9 protein-coding genes are annotated in these 17,015 nt (G+C 63.6%); 5 read left to right on the top strand and 4 right to left on the bottom strand.

Annotation, left to right across the window (positions count from 1 at the left end; all coding sequences use genetic code 11):
* Positions 1-69: 69 nt before the first annotated feature.
* Both VPH40_RS27110 and VPH40_RS27115 read right to left on the bottom strand, forming a co-directional pair.
* Complete coding sequence (locus VPH40_RS27110) at positions 70-4,251, bottom strand: DEAD/DEAH box helicase (RefSeq protein ID WP_328574965.1); 4,182 nt, start codon at positions 4,249-4,251, stop codon at positions 70-72.
* Positions 4,248-6,191, bottom strand: a complete 1,944-nt coding sequence (locus tag VPH40_RS27115) for a dipeptidyl-peptidase 5 (RefSeq protein WP_328574966.1) — start codon at positions 6,189-6,191, stop codon at positions 4,248-4,250. The genes VPH40_RS27110 and VPH40_RS27115 overlap by 4 nt, the downstream gene beginning before the upstream one ends.
* A gap of 200 nt (positions 6,192-6,391) precedes the next feature.
* Between VPH40_RS27115 and hemE the strand changes: the two genes are divergently transcribed.
* Both hemE and VPH40_RS27125 read left to right on the top strand, forming a co-directional pair.
* Positions 6,392-7,477 carry a uroporphyrinogen decarboxylase gene (hemE, locus tag VPH40_RS27120; RefSeq protein ID WP_099666089.1) on the top strand — a complete coding sequence of 362 codons (1,086 nt, stop codon included), beginning with the start codon at positions 6,392-6,394 and terminating at the stop codon, positions 7,475-7,477.
* Between the two features lie 840 nt (positions 7,478-8,317).
* Positions 8,318-10,369, top strand: a complete 2,052-nt coding sequence (locus VPH40_RS27125) for a primosomal protein N' (RefSeq protein ID WP_328574967.1) — start codon at positions 8,318-8,320, stop codon at positions 10,367-10,369.
* 14 nt (positions 10,370-10,383) lie between these two features.
* Here the strand turns inward: VPH40_RS27125 and VPH40_RS27130 are convergent, their stop codons facing one another.
* Complete coding sequence (locus tag VPH40_RS27130) at positions 10,384-11,274, bottom strand: ArgP/LysG family DNA-binding transcriptional regulator (RefSeq protein WP_251351549.1); 891 nt, start codon at positions 11,272-11,274, stop codon at positions 10,384-10,386.
* 129 nt (positions 11,275-11,403) lie between these two features.
* Between VPH40_RS27130 and VPH40_RS27135 the strand changes: the two genes are divergently transcribed.
* Together VPH40_RS27135 and VPH40_RS27140 are read left to right on the top strand one after the other, a co-directional pair.
* Complete coding sequence (locus tag VPH40_RS27135; protein ID WP_099668313.1) at positions 11,404-12,852, top strand: dihydrolipoyl dehydrogenase; 1,449 nt, start codon at positions 11,404-11,406, stop codon at positions 12,850-12,852.
* Positions 12,853-13,017: 165 nt separating this feature from the next.
* Complete coding sequence (locus VPH40_RS27140; protein WP_328574968.1) at positions 13,018-14,139, top strand: HD-GYP domain-containing protein; 1,122 nt, start codon at positions 13,018-13,020, stop codon at positions 14,137-14,139.
* 113 nt (positions 14,140-14,252) lie between these two features.
* Here VPH40_RS27140 and VPH40_RS27145 read toward each other — a convergent pair whose 3' ends face one another.
* Positions 14,253-14,738, bottom strand: a complete 486-nt coding sequence (locus tag VPH40_RS27145; protein ID WP_099666092.1) for an SRPBCC family protein — start codon at positions 14,736-14,738, stop codon at positions 14,253-14,255.
* A gap of 209 nt (positions 14,739-14,947) precedes the next feature.
* Between VPH40_RS27145 and VPH40_RS27150 the strand changes: the two genes are divergently transcribed.
* Entirely contained in the window at positions 14,948-17,008 is a 2,061-nt protein-coding gene (locus tag VPH40_RS27150; protein WP_077398209.1) for a UvrD-helicase domain-containing protein, read from the top strand.
* Positions 17,009-17,015: the final 7 nt, after the last annotated feature.

Here is a 17,015-nt window from a genome sequence, read left to right on the forward strand (position 1 = left end):
GGCGTGGCATTAAAACAGGGAAAAACGATCATCGCATGGAACGCGGTGGCGCCGCTCATTTTTTCAATCTCATTGATTCAACCCCTCCTGCAGCATGCCCAGCATGTCATTGGCCGACATGCGCGCGGCCGCGTCGCTGCCTTCCAGCAGGCTGTCGGCCAGGTCGCGCTTGTGTTGATGTAATTCGACGATGCCTTCCTCGATCGTGTGCTTCGCCACCAGCCGGTAAATGGTGACGGGGCGCAATTGCCCCATGCGGTGGGCGCGGTCCGACGCCTGGTCTTCCACGGCGGGGTTCCACCACGGGTCCATGTGGATCACGTAGTCGGCCGCCGTCAAATTGATGCCCATGCCGCCCGCCTTCAGGCTGATCAGGAAAACGTCGCCCTCGCCCGCCTGGAAGGCGTCGACGCGGCGCTTGCGCTCCTGCATGGGCGTACTGCCATCGAGATACTGGTAACTGACGCCATGCTGCTCCAGGTGCTGGCGGATCAGGGTCAAATGGTCGACGAACTGGCTGAAGACGAGCACCTTGTGGCGGTTTTCCAGCAAGCCCGACAACAACTGGGCGAACGCCGCCAGCTTGCTGCTGGCCAGGCCCAGCTCGGGCGCCACCAGTTGCGGGTTGCAGCAGGCGCGGCGCAGCTTCATGATCTCGGCCAGGATCTGGATGGCTTTTTTCGACGCCGGCCCTTCCACCATGGCCAGTTTTTCCAGTGCTTCGCGGCGCAAGGATTCGTACAGCGCCGTTTCCTGCGGCGACAATTCCACTTCCAGCACGATTTCCGTGCGCGACGGCAATTCCGACAGCACTTGCGTCTTCGTGCGGCGCAAGATGAATGGCGCGATCAGGCGGCGCAGCCGCAGGCGCGCGCCGGCCGCTGCCCGCTTGTCTTGATCTTTCTCAATGGGACCGGCGAAGCGCAAATTAAACTGGTCGAGGGTGCCCAGCAAACCGGGGTTGATGAAGCGGAACAGGTTCCACAATTCACCCAGGTGGTTTTCCAGTGGCGTGCCGCTGGCCACCATGCGGAAGTCCCCTTGCAAGGCCATCACGGCTTGCGAGCGCTTGGTGGCGCCGTTCTTGATGGCTTGTGCTTCGTCGAGCACGATCGTATGCCAGTGCACGCCGGCAAACAGCGCCGCTTCCTGCTGCAGCAAGCCATAGCTGGCCACCACCACGTCGAACGGCTGCAGTGTTTCCAGCATGTCGGCGCGGTCGCCGCTGCCGAACAGCTTGATGTTCAAGGTGGGCGCGAAGCGCTGCGCCTCGCTGATCCAGTTCATGCATACGGATGTGGGGGCGACGACGAGAGTGGGGCCGTGCGGCGCGCGCGCCAGGGTCAGCGCCAGCGCCTGCAAGGTTTTACCTAAACCCATGTCGTCGGCCAGGCAGGCGCCCACGCCCCAGTGCGCCAGCCGCGCCAGCCAGTTAAAACCGGCCAGCTGGTAGTCGCGCAAGTCCGCCTGCAAGGTGCTGGGCAGCTGCGGCTGATAGTCGTCGAGGGCGCGCAGGCGCAGCAAGTGTTCGCGCCATAGTTTGTCGGCCTTCACGCCGCCCGCATCGTTGGCCAGCTCTTCCAGCGCAAACGCGGCCAGCGGGTGGATGTGCACGCCATCGGCATGCGCTTCGCCATACGCGGCCAGCTCGGACAGGCGGCGGTGCAATTCGTCGCTGAGGGCGAGGAACTGGTTGTCGCCCAGGGCCACGAAGCGGCTTTTATTGTTCTGCATCAAGTCCAGCAGGGCGCGCAAATCCATCACCTTGTCTTCGTCGATCTGCACTTCGCCGCTGGCGGCAAACCAGTCTTTTTCGCTCTTGATATTCAGGCGCATCTGGCCGCTGTCGATGCGTTTCGACACGCGCATGGTTTCGCCTTCGGGCCAGGCCAGCACCATGCCGTCCGGGTTCAGCGCCTGCAGCTCCACCAGCAATTGCAAGCCCAGGGCAGGCTGGCCCAGCAGCCACTCGCCATGCTCTTCTTCCGCCTCTTCCAGCACCAGGCAGCGACCGATGAGCTGGCGCTGCGCTTCGCGTTCCCCGTTCAAGTCGCGCCGCGCTTGCACGGCCCGGCCCGCCACATCGGCAAACACGCTTTCGGCGCCGCTGCCCGGCGCGTAATAGGCGCCGTTGTCGAGCAGGGGGCGCACCAGAATCTGCATTTTCAGACCCTGCTGGTAGGGCAGCAGGTGCACGTGCAGGCGGTGGTCGGCCGTGATCGCTTCCGCATCGCCCGCGCCGCCGCCGATGTCCGATTGCACGGTGACCATGGACGAGATGGCGCCGATGGCCTGCATCACCTGTTTTTCCGCATGCAGGGGCACGGACAGGCCCAGGCCCACGATGGCGCCGATGCGCCGGTGTTCGTCGAGGATGTGCACCACGCGCAAACGCGTCGGCGTCTCGCGCTGCACCACGACATTGCTGCCGTTGTCGGGCAATGGCGGCTGCATGCCCAGCCACAGTTGTCCCTCGTGCGATTTGATGAGGAGCTCGGGCGCGCCGGCGATCAGCTCCACGCGCGTGTCGGGGTGATCGAGCCAGAAGACGAGCGGGTGGCCCACCAGCAAGACGGCTGCCTTGTCCAGCTCGACTTCATAGCGGGGCGCCGACGAATAATATTGTTTAAAAGGCGCGATGCTGCCCGCCGCGCGCGCATCCTGCGGCGTGAGGAAATCGATGTCGCCCGCCTCCTCGGCCAGGCGTTTGAGGCCCATGGCGCGGCCCTTGCTCCAGCCGCCCCGCGCGTCGCGCTTCTGCTCGCGCACTTCCACGGCCGTGAGGCCAAAGCGCGGGTCGAACGCCACCAGCCACACGAGGCGCGAGACGCCGCCCAGCGCTTCGGCGGGCGCGTTCTGTTGCAGGTTGATCAGCGCGCTCAGCTGGCGCTGCCACGCTTCCTGGCGCTCGAACCACGGCGCCATGTCCGTCAAGCCATGTTGCGCCCGCTTGGCCGTCGCATAGCGCTCCTGCTGCGGCTCGCCCATCAAGCCCAGCAAGCCGGCCGCCTGCGCCGCGATCAGGTCGTAGCCGGCCGCGTCCGCTTGCTGCACCAGCGACCGCAGCTGATCCTTGCGTTCGCTCAACTGCGGTAAGGCCAGCCAGTAGTACAACAAGGCTTGGAACAGTTGCGCCTGCAGTGCCGTTTCCCAGCTGCGCGTGGGGATACTTTCCGCCAGCTGCACGCCGGCGCGCACCAGGCGCAGGGTATTGAGTTGCTGGTAGACGATGCTGTCGTGGTTCGGCTGCGCATGCAGGGCGATATCGAGGTAAGTTTCCGCGCTTTTCAGCAGCTTGGCGTCGTTGCTGCGCAGCAAGGCCAGCACGTACAAGTGGCCGCCGATGCCCGTGAAGCACAGCTTGCGCTTGCCTGTTTCCTTGCGCAAGCCCTTCAAGGCCGTCTCGAAGCCCGCCACGGCGTGCGCATGTTCGCCGCGCAACAGGGCGATGCTGCTGTCGAGAAACAGCACCTGCGGGCCCTGCTGGTCTGCCAGGTAGCGCGCAGCCGCGTCGAGTTCGCCGCACAGCAGGGCGTCTTCGGCCAGGGCCAGCGGCAGGGCGGCGCCGATATGGTCGCCGGCCGCCGCCTGGCGCGCGTGGTGGGCGCGCGCGTACGCGCGGATGGCGTGCGCCGTGCCCGGCTCGCGCGGCGCATTGCCCAGCAGCACGGCGAGGATGTCATCCTGCAGTTGCGGCATGACGAAAGACAACATCTCCGGCTCGAACGGCCGGCCGAAGATTTCGATCAGCGGATGCAGCTGCTGCGCTTCATAGCACGCCATGCAGGCGGCCAGGATGGCGGCCACGTGGCGTACCTCGTCATTGCGCAGCAGGGCGATGCGCAGGCGGGCCACGCCTTGCCGGTAGCTGCGCAGCTCCACATAGCCATCCCAGTTGCGGCGCACGGGATTGATCAGCTCGATGGCCTGGCACAGGTCGCGAAACACCAGGTGTTCGATGGCGGTGCGCATGGCGGGCCAGCGCAGCCTCGCTTCGCAGGCAAAGCCCCGTCCCACGATTTCCGACGCCAGCGCCAGGCGCGTCAGCCGCAGCAGCATGTTCGTCACTACCAGCAGGGAAAACGGCGTGCCGTCCGGTTCGACGACATTGGCGCGCTGCAAGTGTTCGTACACGGCATGCTTGCCCACCGGTTCGCCCGTGATCGCCAGCAAGGCCAGGATCATCTGCTCGTGCTGCTCCAGTGCGGCGAACTCGTCCAACAGATGCTGGTCGACATTTTGCTGGGTCATGCGGGTAAATTGGCGATATGCACGGGAGGCTCGCCGGCCGCCACGGGCAGGCCGAACACGCGCTGGTAGAAATACAGTTCCGCGTCCAGGGTGCGCACGATGTTTTCCGCCTTGCGGAAGCCGTGGCCCTCGCCTTCGAGCGGGACATACGCGACGGGCACGCCGCGCGCCTGCAGGGCGTCGACCATCAGCTGCGACTGCTGCGGCGGCACCACCTTGTCGTCGAGGCCCTGGAAGAAGATCATCGGGCGCGACAATTTATCCGTGTGGTGGATGGGCGAGCGCTCGCGGTACAGCGCCTCGGCTTGCGGCTGCGAAGCGATCAGGTAGTCGGTGTAGCGTGATTCGAACTTGTGCGAATCGTTGTCCAGGCCCTTCAGGTCGGATACGCCGTAGTAACTGGCGCCCGCCTTGAAGACGTCGTGGAACGTCAATGCGCACAGGGTCGTCAGGCCGCCGGCGCTGCCGCCGCGGATGATCAGGCGTTCCGGGTCGGCCAGGCCGTTGGCGGCCAGGTAGCGCGCGCCGGCGATGCAGTCTTCCACGTCGACGATGCCCCACTGCCCGCGCAGCGCGTCGCGGTATTCGCGGCCGAAGCCGCTGCTGCCGCCATAGTTGACGTCGAGCACGCCGATGCCGCGGCTGGTCCAGTACTGCGTCGCCAGTTTCAAGGTATTGCTGGCCATGCTGGTGGGGCCGCCGTGGCTGATGACGATGACGGGTGGCAACGTTCCTGCCGGCGCCTGCACGTCGCCATTCGTGGGCGCATAAAAGAAGGCGTGCGCCGTGCGGCCATTGTTGCTCGGATAGCTCAAGCTGCGCGGCACGGACAGGTAACCGAGCGCAGGCAGGGCCGTGATCGACTGTGCCAGTACTTCCAGTTCATGGTTGGCCAAATCGATGCGCGCCAGTTCCAGCGCAATGGTGGGGCTGCCGCCCAGCAGCGCGACGAAGCCGGGGCCCACGCGCAGCTCGCGGATTTCCTGGTACGGGTGCGGTATCGGCTCCAGCTTGGCCGCCGCCACGTTCAATTGCGCCAGGTAGCTGATGCCGGCCTGGATATACGTGCAGACGATCTCGTCGTCGGACAGGAAACCATACATGCTGCCGCCGAAGGTCCAGTGCGGCGTGGCAAATTCCGCTTCCATCGGGCACAGCGCCTCGATGTCGGCGCCGTGCAGGCGGTACAGATTCCACCAGCCGCTGCTGTCGGACACGAAGTGCAGCAAGCCGTTCGGCGACCATTCCGGTTGGCAAATCGACTCGCGCGCGCCGCCGGCGATCAGGCGCGGCGAGCCGAGGCTGCCATCTGCCTGCACGTCGGCCAGCCACAGTTCCGTGCCTTGCCACGGCAGGCGCGGGTGGTCCCAGCTGATCCAGGCCAGCTGGCTGCCGTCCGGCGACAAACGCGGCGCCGCATAGAAATCGTGGCCGCGCGCCAGCACCGTTTCGCGCCCGTCGAAGCCGACGGCGGCCAGGCTGTTTTCCGGCAGGGCATGGCCTTCCTGCGGATGCTGTTCGCGCACGGCGATCAGGCGGGAACGGGCCGCATCGACGACGAAATCCGCATGGCGCGTGTTGCCGCCGGTGGTGAACGCTGCGGGCGCGGTGTCGCCGCTCACGCGGTACAGGCAATTGTCGGCGAAATGCGAAAAGTAGACGGTATCGCCGGCCACGGCATACGCGCCGCCGCCATATTCATGCACGCGGGTGCGCACATTGAAGGGTGCCGGCGTCAATTCATCGACGCGCGCGCCGCGCTGGCGCAGCAGGGTGTTGCGGCCCGCCTCGCTGGCGCGCCCGGCCAGCCAGAACACGTCGCCGCCATCCGCACCGCCCAGGGCCAGCTGCGTCAGCGGCGAGGCGCCGGCGGCGACGATGGCCGCGCTGATCGGCGATGGCCAGATGCCATAAGGGGTGCTGGATGCGGTCGAGGTCATGCGGGCTCCGTATAGTGAGGGGATCAAGGGCCGCCAGGCAGGGTCAAGGCGCGCGGCGGCGTGCATCATCATAATGGAAGGGCTGGCACAACGAAAGTCATCGCTGTGCGTGGCAAATGCTGCAAAGCGGCACCGGAATCAATGAAATGGCGGCGATTGGATGCGATAATACCGCTTCTCCAAGCTATTGATTGCCTTCCATGCCACAATTTGCTCCGCTCCAGAACGATACTTTCCTGCGCGCCCTGCTGCGCCAGCCGACCGAGCACACCCCAGTCTGGCTGATGCGCCAGGCGGGCCGCTATTTGCCCGAATACCGCGCCACGCGCGAGCGGGCCGGTTCCTTCCTGGGCCTGGCAAAGAATCCCGATTACGCCACGGAAGTGACCTTGCAGCCCCTGGAGCGTTTCCCGCTCGACGCGGCGATCCTGTTTTCCGACATCCTGACGGTGCCTGACGCCATGGGCCTGGGCCTGTATTTCGCCGATGGCGAAGGCCCGAAGTTCGAGCGCCCGCTGCGCACGGAACAGGACGTGAAGGCATTGCAAGTGCCGGATCTGGAATCGCTCGACTACGTCTTCAAGGCCGTCACGCAAATCCGCACGGAACTCAACGGCCGCGTGCCGCTGATCGGTTTTTCCGGCAGCCCGTGGACCCTGGCGTGCTACATGGTGGAAGGCGGCGGCTCGAAAGAGTTCCATACCATCAAGAAGATGCTGTACAACCGCCCGGACCTGATGCACCACATCCTGGCCATCAACGCCACTTCCGTGGCGCAGTACCTGAATGCGCAAATTGATGCCGGCGCGCAAGCCGTGATGATTTTCGATTCCTGGGGCGGTGCGCTGGCCGATGGCGCCTACCAGGAATTCTCGCTGGCCTATATGCAGCAAGTGGTGGCGCAATTGAAACGCGACAAGGATGGCGTGAAAATCCCTGCCATCGTGTTTACCAAGGGCGGCGGCCAGTGGATCGAGCAGATCGCCGACATCGGCGCCGATGCCGTGGGCCTGGACTGGACCGTCAACCTGACGCGCGCGCGCCAGCTGGTGGGCCATAAAGTGGGCTTGCAGGGCAATCTGGACCCGGCCATCCTGTTCGCCAGCCCCGAGCAGATCCGCGCCGAAGTGGCGAAAGTGCTCAACGCCTTCGGCGCGCCGTCGGAAGGCACGGGCCACGTGTTCAACCTGGGCCACGGTATTTCCCAGTTCACGCCGCCGGAATCGGTGGCAGCCATGGTGGAAGCCGTGCACAGCATGAGCCGCGCCATGCGCAGCGGCCAGTAAGTAGCCGTTTTCCCCTGGCGCAGGGGCAGAAAGGCAGGCTTTCCAGCGGAAGCCTGCCTTTTTCTTTGCTGCGCCTTCGCAAGAAATACCGACTTATGCACAATTTTTTTTGCTGCGGAAATAAGAGGCAGTCGAAAAGCCATGCCCGGGGATGCTCTGCAAGTACTTGATTATTAAGACATAAAAAAAGCCTTGTTCGGCGGACTTTGTTGCTATTGATAAGGTTATTCTTTCGTTCGCCTGCCTTATTCCTTCATTGTCCACAAAGTTATCAACAGATTCTGTGGATAAAATTGAAAAGTATTTTGTTAACCGATACTTAGCGCCGATGTTCAGGTTTCACCTGAAGTGCATGTTGCACTGCATGATAATTGAACAATGTTTCGTCGCCCGGCAGGTAAAAACGAACGCTTGCCCGGCAATTGTCAACTTTGCAGCATGCCGCCGCCGGTTTTCCGGATCGGCCGCCGCAAAAGCGGGCTGATTTCTGTATAAATAAATTACAAATGGTTCAGTTATGCACAGCGGCGGAAATGCCCTGCGGTTTTCCAGCCTCCCGGGCGTCAATTTTTAAGTCGTTGATTTTAAATACTTAATTTTTCTTGCGTGCCGCTCTTGACGGCGATCGAAATTTTCTGTCCACATTTTTCTGAAAGTTAATTTTGCTTTGTCCACAAAGTTATCCACAGAATTTTCTTCAGGCAGGATGCCACACCATCCTGCCTGCCGTTAGGCGTTTGAGGGGCGAAACAAGTATCATGGCCCGCTGGCTTGATGCCGGACATCCCGCGCGCCATCGATTCTGCGGCGCGCTTTTTTATTGAGATAGGCCCTACCCCCATGTCGCAGTGCATTTTGACGTCGTGCATCCTGAACATCGCGCTCGACACGCCCTTGAACGCCCTGTTCGACTACCGCTGGAACGCGGCGGCGGATGCGGACGCTGCCGTGCCTCTGCCGCAAGTGGGGCAACTGGCGCTGGTGCCGTTCGGCCGGCGCGAAGTGATGGGGCTGATCGTCGGCGTGTCCGACAGCACCGACGTGCCCGCCGCGAAATTGAAGGACGTGCTGGCCGTGCGCAGCCAGCTGGCACCCCTGTCGGAGCAATGGCTGGCGCTGGCCGCCTTTGCCGCCGATTACTACCAGCGTCCGCTCGGTGAAGTGGCGCTGCCGGGCCTGCCGAAGAATTTGCGCGTGCTCACCACCGTGGCGCTCGACCGCGCCATCAAGAAGCTGGGCAAGCTGGCCGACGCACACGACGGCACGCCCCTGAACATGCCGGCCCTGAATCCTGCCCAGCAAGAGGCGGCCGACGCCATCGGCGGCGCGCAAGGCTTTAAACCGACCCTGCTGTACGGCGTGACGGGCAGCGGCAAGACGGAAGTGTATCTGCAAGCGTGCGCCCAGGTGCTGGCGCGCGAGGACGATGCGCAAATCCTGATCCTGGTGCCGGAAATCAACCTGACGCCCCAGCTGGAAGGCAATATCCGCGCGCGCTTTCCCGGCGTCATGCTGGCGACCCTGCACAGCAGCCTGTCCGAAGGCGAGCGCATGCTGCACTGGCTGGCCGCGCACCAAGGCCAGGCGCGCATCGTGCTCGGTACGCGATTGGCCATCCTGGCGTCGTTGCCGAAACTGAAACTGATCGTCATCGATGAAGAGCACGATCCTTCCTACAAGCAGCAGGAAGGCTTGCGCTATTCCGCGCGCGACCTGGCCGTGTGGCGCGCCTGGCAATTGCAGATACCCATCGTGCTCGGTTCGGCCACGCCGTCGCTGGAAAGCTGGCACCATGCACAGACGGGGCGCTACCGCAAGCTGGAGTTGCGCGAACGGGCCGTCAAGAATGCAGTGTTGCCGCGCGTCAAGATTCTCGACATGGAACGCGACCGGCCGAAAGATGGCCTGACTTCGCATTTGGTAGCCGCCTTGAAACTGCGCATGGAGCGCGGGGAACAGTCGCTGCTGTTCTTGAACCGGCGCGGCTATTCGCCCGTGATCTGCTGCGAATCGTGCGGCTGGATCAGCAATTGCACGCGCTGCACCTCGTTCATGGTGCTGCACAAGCCCGAACACCGGCTGCGCTGCCACCATTGCAGCCTGGAACTGCGCATTCCCCGCCATTGCCCCACGTGCGGCAACGTCGACCTGCAGCCGCTGGGACGGGGCACGCAGCGGGTGGAAGAGGGCTTGCAGCAATTGTTTCCAGAGGCGCGGATCTTGCGCATCGATGCCGATTCCACGCGCAAGAAGGGCAGCGCCCAGGAAGCGTTCGACACCGTGCACCGGGGCGAAGTGGATATCCTGATCGGCACGCAGATGGTGGCCAAGGGCCACGATTTCAAAAAGCTGACCCTGGTCGGCATTTTGAATCCGGACACGGCCCTGTTTTCCCAGGATTACCGGGCCAGCGAGCGCCTGTTCGCCCAGCTGATGCAGGTGGCGGGCCGCGCCGGGCGCGCCGCGCAGACGGAGGGGGGCAGCGTTTCCGAAGTGCTGATCCAGACGCGCTATGCGCGCCATCCGCTGTACGACGCCGTCGTCAACCACGATTACGATCACTTCGCCACCACCTTGCTGGAAGAGCGGGCGCAGGCGGCGCTGCCGCCGTACCTGTTCCAGGCCCTGCTGCGCGCGGAAGCACCCGAGCTGGCCACGGCCATCGAGTTCCTGCAGGCGGCCAAGGAGTGCATGGAACACCCGCAGGTGACCATCAACGACCCAATTCCCATGAGCATGACGCGCGTCTACAACGTGGACCGCGCCCAGCTGCTGCTCGAGTCCGCCTCGCGGCCCGCGCTGCAGGCGTTTTTAAAAGAATGGCTGACGGAATTGCGCGCCATGAAGACGCGCGTGAAATGGTCGCTGGAAGTGGACCCGCTCGATATTTAAATTAATTCACTGCATTAGTTCAGATAGTCGCGCGCGGACTTGACGATCTGCTCGGACAGCAGCTTGGTAAACGGCGTGTCCAGGGTCCAGGCGTGCCAGCTCAGCGGTACGTCCAGGGTGCTGCCCGGCATCAGATCGACGAGACGGTCCGTCGCCAGCGCTTGCGCGGCCAGGCGCTGCGGCATCAAGCCATAGGCCAGGCCATCCTGGACGCAGCCGCGCCGCGCCGCTTCCACCGGCAAGGTGTGGTGCGGAAACGGTTCACGCATGTTCAATTGTTCCGCGAGGAAACGCGCCAGCAAGCCGTGCTGGCCCACGACGGCCGGCGCCAGTTGCACCGCTTCGGCAATAAAGCCGTCGCCGAACCAGTGGCCCGCGAACACGGGCGTGGCTACGCAGACATAGCGCAAGGTGCCCAGCGGCGTGACGCTGGTGGCGGCCGCCGCGTCGATCGCTGTGCCGGACTCGGCCGCCACGCAGCCGAACACGGAGCCGTCGCGCACCATCTGCAAGGCGCTGTCGCTGTCGGCCAGGCGCACGTCGAGCTGGCAGCGCGGCGGCGCCAGCAGGGCTGATAACGTGTCGGGGAACCACGTGGCCAGGCTGTCGGCATCGATGGCGATGGCGATTTCCGGCATGCTGACGCTGTTGCCCAGGTCGATGTCGAGCGAGGCTTCCATTAGCTTGACGTTGCGGTGATGCACGATCAGGCGCTGGCCCAGGCCCGTCGGCACGGCTGGCTGGCCACGGATGATCAAGAGGCGCCCGCTGGCGTCTTCCAGCGCCTTGATGCGCTGCGAGACGGCCGACTGGGTGATGCCCAGCGCCAGGGCGGCCTTGTCGAAACTGCCATGGCTGGCGACGGCGTCCAGCACGGCCAGCGCGCGATAATCGAGTGATCCCATTAGCTCAGCTTATAAATTTTGAAAATGATTAGTTATACTAATGCATATATTGCTGCAAAGTAAAACCTTATTTTCAGCAAACGGGTAGTATCGAACGCTGTGAGCAACCTCAAACGGATGGACAGCGGCATGAAGACGATACGAGTGGATGTGGCCGTGATCGGCAGCGGCACGGCCGGCATGACGGCGCACAGGGCGGCGCGCATGCAGGGCAAGCGCGTGCTGATGATAGAAAGCGGGCCGTACGGCACGACGTGCGCCAGGGTGGGCTGCATGCCCAGCAAACTCTTGATCGCGGCGGCCGAGGCGGCCCATGCCGTGGCTGCCGCGCCGGCTTTCGGCGTGCATCCGGGGCCCGTGCGCATCGATGGCCGGCAAGTGATGGCCAGGGTGCGCAGCGAGCGCGACCGTTTTGTCGGCTTCGTGCTCGACGGCGTCAACGCTATTGCCGACGAGGAAAAACTGCGCGGCCATGCGCGTTTTATTTCCCCCGGCACATTGCAGGTGGATGAACATACCTTGGTGGAAGCGGCCAGCGTGGTGATCGCCACCGGTTCCACGGCCATCGTGCCGCCCGAGTGGCAGGCGGCGGGAGACCGAGTCATCACCAGCGACGCCGTGTTCGAGTGGACGGACTTGCCCGCTTCCGTGGCCGTGGTCGGCAGCGGCGTGATCGGCCTGGAACTGGGCCAGGCACTGGCGCGGCTGGGCGTGCGCGTGACCCTGTTTGCGCGCGGCAATAAAGTCGCGCAGCTGACGGACCCGCTGGTGCTGCGCGAGGCGGACGCCGTGCTGGCGCGCGAACTCGATATCCGCTTCATGACCGGCGTCGCGCACGTGGCAAAAACGCCCGACGGCAAGGGCATCCTGCTCACCAGCCGCGATGCCGCGGGCGTGGAAAAAACCGAGCAGTTCGAGTATCTGCTGGCCGCCGTCGGCCGCCGCCCGAACGTGGACAAGATCGGCCTGGAAACGGCGCAAATCGAGCTCGACCGTCACGGTGTCCCCCTGCATGATGCGCACACCATGCAGTGCGGCAAGAGCGCCATCTTCATCGCCGGCGATGCCGACAATGCGCTGCCGCTGCTGCCCGAAGCGGCCGACGAGGGCCGCATCGCGGGCGACAACGCGGCGCGCTTTCCGGACGTCAAACCGGGCTTGCGCCGCACGCCCTTGACCATCGCCTTCACGGAGCCGCAGATCGCCACCCTGGGCGCCACATACCAGCAATTGTGCGTGAGCCACGCGGGCCGTTTCGCCGTCGGCGCCGTGTCGTTCGGCAACCAGGGCCGCAGCCGCGTGATGCTGCAAAACCAGGGCTTGCTGCGCGTGTATGCGGAATTTGGCAGCAAGCGCTTTCTCGGCGCCGAGCTGATCGGCCCACGGGCGGAACACCTGGGCCATTTGCTGGCCTGGGCGTGCCAGGCGCAGCTGACGGTGCCGGCCATGCTCGATATGCCGTTCTACCACCCCGTCATCGAGGAAGGCGTGCGCACGGCCTTGCGCGAACTGGCGCTGCACCTGGAAAAAGACCCGGAACACGCGCCCGGCTGCGCCGACTGCACCCCTGGCCCTTGAATGCAACTTTGCGATTTACATAATTTTGTAGACAAGCTCACATGATTGCGCGATCATCGCTGCCACATTGAAATATTGATTAAAAGCAAAAAACATTTCAATCGGTACATACCGCTGATGCCAGGATGGTAAAAACAGGCGGGTGCAGGCGATGATGGAGACGATGTGAAAATTCGGCGCATTTATGCAGGAGAACTCGCACTGGGCGTGGCCCTGCCCTGGGACGTGCACGGCGAAACGGGCGGCTTGCTGGCCAGGCTGGGCCATGTCATCAGCAGCGAGAACCAGATCGAATTGCTGCTGGCGCGCGGCGTCATCGCCGATGCCAGTGCCGACGTGCCGCGCACGGCCACGGAAGCGCCGTCGGCCCTGCGCATGCTGAACCTCGTCACGGCGGGCCTGGCCCTCGTCTTGCCGGCCATTGCCACCGGGCAAGCGGGTAGCCACCTGCCGCTGGCCGCGCTGGCGCAGCTGGTGGAAGAAGCGGTCGTGCTGGACGCCGACGTGGCGCTGGCCTGCATCTTGCACAACCAGGGCGCGGGCGACTTTGCCGTGCGCCACAGCGTTGACACGGCCGTCATCACGGCTTTGCTGGCGCGCGCCCTGAAACTCGATGAGGGCGTGATCCGCAGCGTGGTGCTGGCCGCGCTGAGCATGAATGTGGGCATGCTGGAACGCCATGCGGATTTCCAGCACAAGGCGGGGCCGCTGGATGCGCAGGAACGCGCCTATTTGCGCGCCCATCCGCAAGCCGGTGTCGACTTGCTGCGCGCGACGGGCGTGACGGACGCCGTCTGGCTGCAAGCCGTGTTGCAGCACCATGAAAATATCGATGGCAGCGGCTATCCGCTGGGCACGCAAGGCGAGGCGATCGGCATCGGCGCCCGCCTGATCATGCTGGCCGACCGCTATTGCGCGCGCGTATCGAAGCGCAGCTACCGCCAGCCCTTGCTGCCGAACGTGGCCCTGCGCGAAATGTTGATGGCCGACAAGGCCACCCTGGATGCGCCGCTGGCGTCCTTGCTGGTGCGCGAGCTGGGCATCTATCCCATCGGCACCTTCGTGAAACTGTTGAATGGAGAAATCGGCGTCGTCACGCGCAAGGGCTTGAACGCCAGCACGCCCCATGTGCAATCGCTGATCGGCCCCCGTGGCGCGCGCCTGGACGTGCCGCTGCGGCGCGATACGCGCGTGGACTTGCACGCCATCCGCGAAGTGCTCAGCGCGGAGCAGGCGGGATTGCAGTTTCGGCCCGACCAGCTATGGGGCCGCAGCGCCAGAACGTAGAGCGCCTGGAAAGACGCCCATGGCGTTGTTGCATTGCCTAGTCGTACTTTCGTACTGTCTTCGGCAATGCGCCTAGCCCTGAACGTTTTCCAGACACTCTCTACATGAATAGTTTAATTCAGCAAACCCGCATCGAGCCGCCCTTCGAGCGCCAGTTCGCGCATGATGCGCACGGTGTCGATGTCGGACTCCTTGTAGGCGGAGCGGCGGAAGTCGTCGTACAGGGCGTTGGCCGCATCGGTGGCCGCGTCGTGGCCGTCGTCGTACTGGAAGCGCACCCACAGGCTCGCTTCGTCGGGCATCTCGATGGTCATCACCAGCGAAGAGGCGCTGATATCCTTTTGCGCCGGCACTTCGTAACGCACCTGCAGTTGCGGCACCAGCACCACCTTGTCGTTGATGACCAGTTCGCCATAGCGCAGGCTGCGCGCGAAACCGGCGTCGCTGCGTTCGCTGATCTGGCATTCGTCCAGGTGGGGCACGAACAGTTTCGGCGATTCGGCGCGCAAGACGAGGCCGCGCCAGACTTGCTCCAGGGTCAAGGTGTCGATCAGCGGATTCAAGGGATCGTTGATTTCAATCAGGTGTTCAAATTTCATGGGACTGCCATTCGGTAAGTGGGCGCGCAGGGGCGATATAGGCGGAATGGTACTCCAGGCGTGGCATCGCCGCACGCATTGCAGCGGCCCAGATGGCGGCATATGGCGATATATCAATGCCATTGCCTGTTTTTCGGGCATGCGCCAGCGTGCAAAAGGCGAGCGCGACGCTGTTACAATGGGCTGCTGTTCCCTGCGGAAATACCCTGATGTCCAAAGCACCACAGTTCGGTCTGAATGCGCCCCAAAGCGAAGCGGTAACCTACCTCGACGGCCCCTGCCTGGTGCTGGCGGGCGCCGGCTCGGGCAAGACGCGCGTGATCACGCAAAAGATCGCCCATCTGATCGAAGACCGGGGCTATGACCCGCGCACCATCGCCGCCTTGACCTTCACCAACAAGGCGGCGCTGGAAATGCAGGAACGCATCGCCAAGCTGTTGAAACAGCCGCGCCAGGCCAAGCAGTTGACGGTGTCGACCTTCCACTCGCTGGGCGTGAAAATCCTGCGCCAGGAAGCCAATGGCGTGGGGCTGAAGGACCGCTTTTCCATCATGGACAGCGACGACTGTTTTTCTCTCGTGCAAGATCTCGCCATTACCACCGATAAACAGGTGATCCGTGGCATCCAGAACGCCATGTCCTTGTGGAAAAATGGCCTGATCGATCCGGATATGGCCCTGGCGCAAGCCAAGGATGAGGACGAGGCGAATGCGGCGCGCATCTACCGCAGCTATGTGGCAACGCTGTCCGCCTACCAGGCCGTCGATTTCGACGACTTGATCCGCCTGCCGGTGGAGCTGTTCCGCAACAACGGCCCCGTGCGCGACAAGTGGCAGCGCCGTTTGCGCTATCTGCTCGTCGACGAATACCAGGATACGAACACGTGCCAGTACGAACTGGTGAAACTGATGGTGACGGGCATCGGCAAGAAGCCGATGTTTACGGCCGTGGGCGACGATGACCAGGCGATCTATGCGTGGCGCGGCGCCACCGTGGAAAACCTGAAGACCTTGGAGACGGATTTCCCCGATTTGCGCGTGATCAAGCTGGAGCAAAATTACCGCTCCACCATGCGCGTGCTCAATGCGGCCAATGCCGTCATCGGCAACAATCCCAAATTGTTTGAAAAGTCGCTGTGGTCCGAGCACGGCCTGGGCGAGCCGATCAAGGTGCTGGGCATGCAGACGGACGAGCAGGAGGCGGAGCAGGTCGCCATCATGATCTCGGCCGACCATTTCGAGCGCAAAAACAAATTTTCCGATTACGCGATTTTGTACCGGGGCAACCACCAGGCGCGCATCATCGAGCAGTGTTTGCGCAAGGAACGCATCCCGTACACGATCTCTGGTGGCCAGAGTTTCTTCGACAAGGCCGAGATCAAGGACATCATCAGCTACCTGCGCCTGCTGGCCAACGAAGACGACGATCCGGCGTTCATCCGCGCCGTGACGACGCCGCGCCGGGGCGTGGGCCAGTCGACGCTGGAGGTCCTGGGCGCGTTTTCGGGGCAGTGGCAGTGCTCGCTGTTCCAGGCCGTTTTTAAAGGCGGCATCGAGGCCAAGCTGACGGATCGCCAACTGGGGCCGCTGCGCGACTTCTGCAACTTCATCAACGACCTGGAATCGCGCGCCAGCCGCCCGGGTGCGGCCGGCAGCGGCGACAACGCGGCCGAAGTGCTGGACGACATGATGAAGGAAATCCACTACGAATCGTATCTGTACGATGCCTTCGAGGAACGCCAAGCGCAAAGCAAGTGGCAGAACGTGCTGGAATTCGTCAATTGGCTCAAGGAACGGGGCCGGGGCGGCAAGGACCGCGACGGCGAAGAAAAGAACGTGCTGGAATTGACGCAGATGGTGGCCCTGATGACCATGCTGGAAGGCAAGGACGAGGAGCAGGACGCCGTGCGCATGTCCACCCTGCACGCGTCGAAAGGCCTGGAATTTCCGCACGTATTCCTGGTCGGCGTGGAGGAGGGGATCTTGCCGCACAAGGGCGACGCGGATGCGCCGGCCGAAACCATCGCCGCGCGCATCCAGGAAGAGCGCCGCTTGATGTACGTGGGCATCACGCGCGCCCAGCGCACCTTGCACGTCACCTGGTGCAAGAAGCGCAAGCGGGCCGGCGAGCAAGTGCATTGCGACCCGTCGCGTTTCATCAAGGAAATGCAACTCGACGTGGGCGACGCCGTGCCCACGGAAGCGGAAGTGATTTCGCCGAAAGAACGGCTGGCGCGCATGAAGGCGCTGTTGGCCGCGCCGAAAGTGTAAGCGGCGT

Source organism: Janthinobacterium sp. P210005, assembly GCF_036231865.1.
GTDB classification, from domain to species: Bacteria; Pseudomonadota; Gammaproteobacteria; order Burkholderiales; family Burkholderiaceae_D; genus Janthinobacterium; species Janthinobacterium kumbetense.